Genomic DNA, 6004 nt, shown 5'->3' with positions numbered 1-6004 from the left:
CAAGGGAATCGCAAAACCGAATTGCAGGAAAACAGCGTCCAAATACCGCTAATCCTGCAATTCCAAAGCCGCTATCCGCCTCAATCAACAGGCCAGATCAATGGCTTGCGGATAGTTCACGGCCGACTCACTATTTCTATGCTGAACAGTCTCGCCTGAGTATATGTTTTAGCTAGTCGCTAATTAGACGGAATTCTGCCAGTCTGCATTCCCCCCTGATCTGATGTAGAGCAGCTTCCAAGTGGGAATTAGCCCCCCATCGACCGGATCGGGCGACACGAACATGCGCTGAAGGCTTGGCGGAACGGCTACTGGGACCATGATGCTACTCGAATGCAAGATAGTGTCAGAACGTCCCGGGAAGGCTGCAGGCAGGGGATGTCAGGTCAATCAGCCTATAGATATGATACCGCCCATTCGCTGAGACTTCACGATGGGCATAGGAGGTGGGAATTCTTGCCTTGAGATGGACGCGGCTGTCGGAGCAGGCGAGCACGGCAGCAGCGATGGCCTGAACCTTCGGGCCGCTGACAAAAACGTTCACCACCGCACGCGAGCCGAACCCGTCGAGATACGTCTCGAAAGCATCGAGGTGGGCCATCAGCCCGAAAGCCTGGATGTCGCGAACTTCGCCATCTTCGAGCCGGTGGGTTTCACGTACCTTGGCCACCTGTTGATCGAGCAAAGCATCGATATGCGCATTCTTGTCGCTTCTTGGGACGAGGAGCGAGATCCGTTCCGGACTGACGATATCGATCAATCCGTAGAATACGTCGGCATCTCCTCCGATCCCCACGAGCAGGACTTTCTCTTCGCCCATTCCTCCGCTGCCTTGAAGATGAGGGACGGTGACGTATCGGTCCAAGCCGCTGGAAAAATCCTCTTTGCCGATCGCGTTCCCGTAGATACCTTCGGCGTACCCGAATTCGAGAGACTGAATCGACATTTTCTTGAATGCCACCGCAATCAGCCATTGGATGTAGATTCGCGGCATCGTCGAGCACTCGACGAAAACCTTCCGCAGGCTTCCTTCGTATGAGCCACATGAAGCGGCCATCTGAGTGAGCAGGTGATCGAGGAGATTGATGTTCTTCTGATACTCGATGGAAGGCTCGAGGGTGATCACAGTCACTTCGACGCCCCATCGGGTACCCATAGCGATGAGCTTTCGCCGGTTTTCTTCGACGGCTGGGACGTTCGCTTCCTTCAGAGCAAAGTCCAGAACCACGATCTTGCCGACCTTCAGGTCAAGATGGTTTTCGAACGCGGCGAAACGCGTTTCCCATCCAAGCGCGACGATCGCGATATCTGCCTCCATCGTTTCGCAGGTACCTGCATCTCTCGCCTTCTCGGTGACGGCCAGATGGCCGAAGACTCGATACTCGACAGTTGAAGCGGTCATTCGAGATCGCTCTCGAAAAGCGAGTGCTGGAATTCGGTCTTGAGTGCGGGCCGCGCGACGAGCTCCTTAAACACCGAGTCGGCCCAGTCTTCTGGGAGCCGATGCCTGGTAAAAAGCAGGTCGACCATCCGCGCCGCAGGGATTGTGTTGATTTCGTACGGGCCGCGATAGGAGAACCCGAAGTAAGGTGCAAATCGCCGATGCAATCTGATCATCATCTCCTTCGATGCGGGGTCGGCGCGGTCCACCTCAAAGTTGCCGGCGGCGGAGACCTCCCGGATAAACCCATCCCTTTCCGCCCGACGCAGGACCTCGTCCAGTTTTCCGCTGGGTTGCTCCAGTCGGTTCACCAGCGAGCGCATTTCCTTTAGATCAACCCTGAAAATGCCTCTCTCTGTCGTTCCTAGAGCATTTTCTTCGGCAAACTCTGTCTGGAGGCGAGCGGTCAGGTAACCCAACGCCCGCACCATGCGCACGCTCTCTTCTTCGTACGGATGTGAAAGCGCCTGAAGTCCATCAAGCTTCCGTTGAGAGGCGGCGTTCACAGCCTGTCTCTGCTGTTCGAGATGAATCTGTAAATCCGAGTTGATGAATTCCACCAGTTTTCGTGGATCACTGGAACTCGGAACACTGCGGCGGAAGATCTCTCCCATTATATCAAGGAAATCGCGTATACAGACGTCGCTCAATGATGTGATGATCTGGTGCCCTACGTACGGGTAGTCATGCAGACGCAGCATCTGGCACGCTTTCAGAAAAGCCCATCCCTGTTTCCGGGCGATCGACCTCTTCAGATTTGAAGCATCCGCCTTGCTCATGGGCCGGCGCTTAATTTCCGGGTTCATGAGCGCGAGCGCCAGCCCTTCGGCATAAGGGCGCGCTTTTCGATCAAGAAGGAATTGCTGCTGATCCGCCGTCCTCAAATTCACGGAGAGGAATTCACGTGCTGCATCAGCAAGTGCCACAAGCTCTTCTCTGCCCTCGGAATGACCCGATATGATAACCCGCTCGATGATGTCATTGACGGAAAGCCGCCCCAGCCGGTTTTTGAGCGAAAACGCGCTGAGCGCATCGTTGCGCTCGAGATCACTCCGCAGATGGTCAGGAAGCGCATAGTACAGCCGAAGCGACGACACGTTCTCGCACAGCGTGGCGAACTCCCTCGGATCGACTGAATCAAGATTCTCGACGTCCCGGTCAGCATTCGAGAGCGACTGGCCGGGTATGATCGTCCGGATCGTGTCGTAGAGGCCGCCGATGTAGGCGAGGACCCATTTCACGTTGCCGCGCGTCTTTCTCACCAAGGTGTTCAGGAACTGCTGTTGGAGCGGTGTCAGTGCTTCACAGTCGTCAATCAGTATCTTGAAGAAGGGCGCCCTGTCACCGGCGAAAGATGGGCCATTTAAAAGTGGAGTGATCGCGGTCGCGACCTTGTTAATGATCGCGCCAGGGTCTGTTGCTCTGAAGCCGGTCGCTCCGGCATCGGCGGCAAAGAAGAACGCGTTGAAGCATTCGTCGACGTACCGGGTTATCCCACCCCGCAGCTCATCGATGCTGAAGAAGTCGAGACGGGCAGGTTGGGGTATGAAGTGCAGCACTTCGCGATGCAGTGCCAGGGCGACGTCCCTATCTTCGGAGGCCCGGTATTTCAAGTGGCCGTCGCGTCTGAGCTGGCCGATGCTCTCGAGCAGGCGTTCGACTATCTTCAGCTCCAGATAGTGAGAGAAGATTACGAATTGCCGCGGGATCACGGCGGCCGTGTCGAAGCGTATCCGCTCCGGAATGAGGTTCAGAACGGCGTTGTCGATTAGGGGCGAGAATGTCTCATTGAGCTGGAAGAAGACGCCATACCAAGCGAGCTTGCCGACTTGGTCCGAGAGACTTTTGTCTTCAAGAATATGGACTGTGGAAAGCGAGCGAAGAATGCTGGTCTTGCCGCTGCCTCTCGTCCCTGCGACGAAGACCGGCTTGGCGGCGGCAGAAATCAACGCCGACTTCTGACTGAACCACAGTATCGGGCGGCTTTCGTACTCGATCCTGTTGGGGCCGAACGGATTCTCCATCGCTATTCGTCCCTTACCTTAATGCGCCAAGCCGAGTTTGCCTTGGTGAGGCCGTCTATCTCGATGAAGCGCGCCGCTTGGAGCATCAGAAGAGAGTCTTCCAGATCTAGCCCGAGCTCGGCGGAGGCAGCAATCTCAGTGATCTCGTCCCAGAAGAGTAACCCATTCCCGCGCCTGGTGGCATGGTCGCGCAGTCGGCGCAGCAGGTCAAACGTGTCGTTGTTCAGAAAGGCCTTGCCGTTGGACATGGTCGAAATAAAGCAATGTTCGCCTTCCATGACCGTCCCGTCGGCGACATTGGTGCGGTAGGGTATAAGTCGGATGCCGACGAGCTCTCCCTGATCGGTCGTGAAGAAGACGAGCTCATTGAAACCTGACTGTATCTCTGGTGCTGAGATGCAGATCAATTTGCCGTCCGGAAACCTTGGATCGTTGACGATCTCGACCGGATCAGCATGTATGTGTCCATGCAGGTAGACGATAGGCTTGTTGCCCTGCAGCAGCTGAGTTCTGACAAATCCGCTGTTGAGCATCTCCGCGTATGGCGTAATGCGCGGAGTCTTTTGTGGCAGCAGATTGTGATGGCCGATTATGATGCCGTAACGCATGTCGGGCTGCTGGAGCAATTCCTGTAGGCCTGCAAGCATCTCACGCGAGATGTATGGCGTGTCCATCTGACCGTAATACTCGTCGTCGGACGCCTCCTTGTCTGGATCGCTGGGAGGTGTCGCGGGCGAATGTCCCGAGATGTCCGGCGAGCCGAGATCTAGAGGCTCTGTAGAAGGACTGAGTGCCTCGAGACGATCACGAAGGAACGCGGGAAGGTTTTGAAGCTCCCAACTGCCTATCGCTGTGTTGACGAGGATGAAGTTTGCGCCTGCGGATCCTGTCGGAAGTCTGAAGTGCACGGGTTGGTCCACGGGAACGGTCTGCCAACCCAAGCGGGCGGCTAAACTCGCCATTTCGCTGAATTTCTCAGTCGGTCCAAGTTCGCGCGCGTCATCACGGTTCACATCGTGATTTCCCGGTACGAATATCAACGGAAGCGCCTTTGAACTGCGTCCCTGTGCGCGGCAGAGCAACGTGAAATGCTGGAATGCCGAAGCAATGAAGGTCTTGTCGCCACGGCTCGTGAAATCCCCCATGAAGGCGATCGAATCCAAGGGCTTCGAAGTCGTCAGCCGCCGAAGTTTCGTCAAGACGGCACGCAGCGAAGACGCGCGTAGCTTCTGCGTTATTTTCGGAGCGAACTTGCTATCCTTGGCATCGATGTTGCTAGAGGAAGGATGCCAGTCCGGATAGTGAATATCGCCTACTTGAAGGATTCGCACCCGCCGCATAACTCGCCCCCCTGCCGAGAGCCATAGACTAATCCGTTCGCTTTTGCCAAGCGCGAACGATCATCCGCAGTGTCCTTAACGAGGTAGCCTGCACTTTTCGAGAATTGCCACGGCGGCTATTTTTCGGCTGTGAAGCACACGAGACCCGTGACGTGAGACCCAGTTGCTCAATGCCCAGTTGCTCAATGAGCTTTCTTACGAATAAGGGAGAATTTCCGCGGCCGGACTATCTCTGAGCGAGCGTGCATGACTGCCAACGGAAGGTCTTGCACGCACCCTTGCGATCTTGAGCAATGGTCGCCATGACTTTCTTCTTGCAGGCTTTTGAGTGGCCCAGCCTGCGATCACCAGACCCCACCGATTCTAAAGAGCGTGGCAGATGGGATAGTCGAGGTTGCCCGTGCACAGTCACGCTCAGGGCTTGCGCCGCCCAGAGGACACGCTGAAAAGGCAGATTGGGGCGCAAGCACGCCATTCACGAGAGGTTCGACATGAAGACCATGCAAGAAAAAGACATTCCGGCATTCGTACAAGCAGTTGTGGACGCCGGCTGCAAAATTTGCGCGATTGGCAACTTGGGATACGTCTTTGGCGATGCTGATTTCACGCCAGCGCAACGGAGGGCCGTCGAGCCACAGCTGCGTAGGATTGCTGAAATCTACGGCGAACGCGATCATCTCATGAACGAGATAGCTGTATATCTGCGGTCGATCGGACGCCATGTCGAGGTTGAGCCGAAGACAGGTATTTCCTGATGGCCGTGATCGCGAGAAGCCGTCTTCCAACCTCTGAATCCTAAAGGAGGTGACCCCCAAGGCCGTTCGTCACCTTCGACCAGAATAACCACATCCGTGACCGCCTGAGCTACTTGGTCGATACGCGCACATGGCCAATACAGTTTCTCCATCCTTCACGAAGCGAATGAGGCTTTGGCCATTCAGCCCCGGTCTACGGGGCGTGACTTGTCCCCGATGCATGCGCGAGCTCTCCGCCCGGCTGGCCGCCGGTCGTCGCCACCGGCCGAAGGCGCCCGAATGCGCTTGACAAGATAGCGTCAGCCCGTTCAACCTAAGGCATTCACCAGGGGAGTCCCGGCAAGGGGCTGAGATACTGCTGGCTTTCGCGGCGCAGTGACCCGTTGAACCTGATCCAGTTCATACTGGCGTAGGGACGGTGCAAGCGCTTTGCGGGAGTTTACG

General features: G+C 56.2%; 4 protein-coding genes and 1 riboswitch. Of the genes, 1 reads left to right on the top strand and 3 read right to left on the bottom strand.

What is annotated here, in order from left to right:
- Positions 1-346: 346 nt before the first annotated feature.
- Genes CK227_RS36000 through CK227_RS35990 form a run of 3 tightly spaced genes read right to left on the bottom strand, consistent with a single transcriptional unit; the run spans position 347 to position 4805 of the window.
- Positions 347-1402, bottom strand: a complete 1056-nt coding sequence (locus CK227_RS36000; protein ID WP_063169411.1) for a hypothetical protein — start codon at positions 1400-1402, stop codon at positions 347-349.
- On the bottom strand, positions 1399-3465 hold the full coding sequence (locus CK227_RS35995; protein ID WP_063169412.1) for a hypothetical protein: 2067 nt from the start codon (positions 3463-3465) through the stop codon (positions 1399-1401). The genes CK227_RS36000 and CK227_RS35995 overlap by 4 nt, the downstream gene beginning before the upstream one ends.
- Before the next feature lie 2 nt (positions 3466-3467).
- Entirely contained in the window at positions 3468-4805 is a 1338-nt protein-coding gene (locus CK227_RS35990; RefSeq protein WP_063169413.1) for a metallophosphoesterase, read from the bottom strand.
- A 491-nt stretch (positions 4806-5296) separates the two neighbouring features.
- Between CK227_RS35990 and CK227_RS35985 the strand changes: the two genes are divergently transcribed.
- The gene (locus CK227_RS35985) at positions 5297-5560 is read left to right on the top strand and encodes a hypothetical protein (protein WP_082826710.1); all 264 of its coding nucleotides are present in this window, start codon (positions 5297-5299) and stop codon (positions 5558-5560) included.
- Positions 5561-5877: 317 nt separating this feature from the next.
- Positions 5878-5994, top strand: a riboswitch (TPP riboswitch).
- The last annotated feature ends 10 nt before the right edge of the window (positions 5995-6004 follow it).

Source organism: Mesorhizobium sp. WSM4308 (assembly GCF_002294905.1).
In the GTDB taxonomy this organism is placed as follows: domain Bacteria; phylum Pseudomonadota; class Alphaproteobacteria; order Rhizobiales; family Rhizobiaceae; genus Mesorhizobium.
The sequence above is the reverse complement of the archived record's forward strand: the minus strand, read 5'-3'. Positions and strand labels throughout refer to the sequence as shown.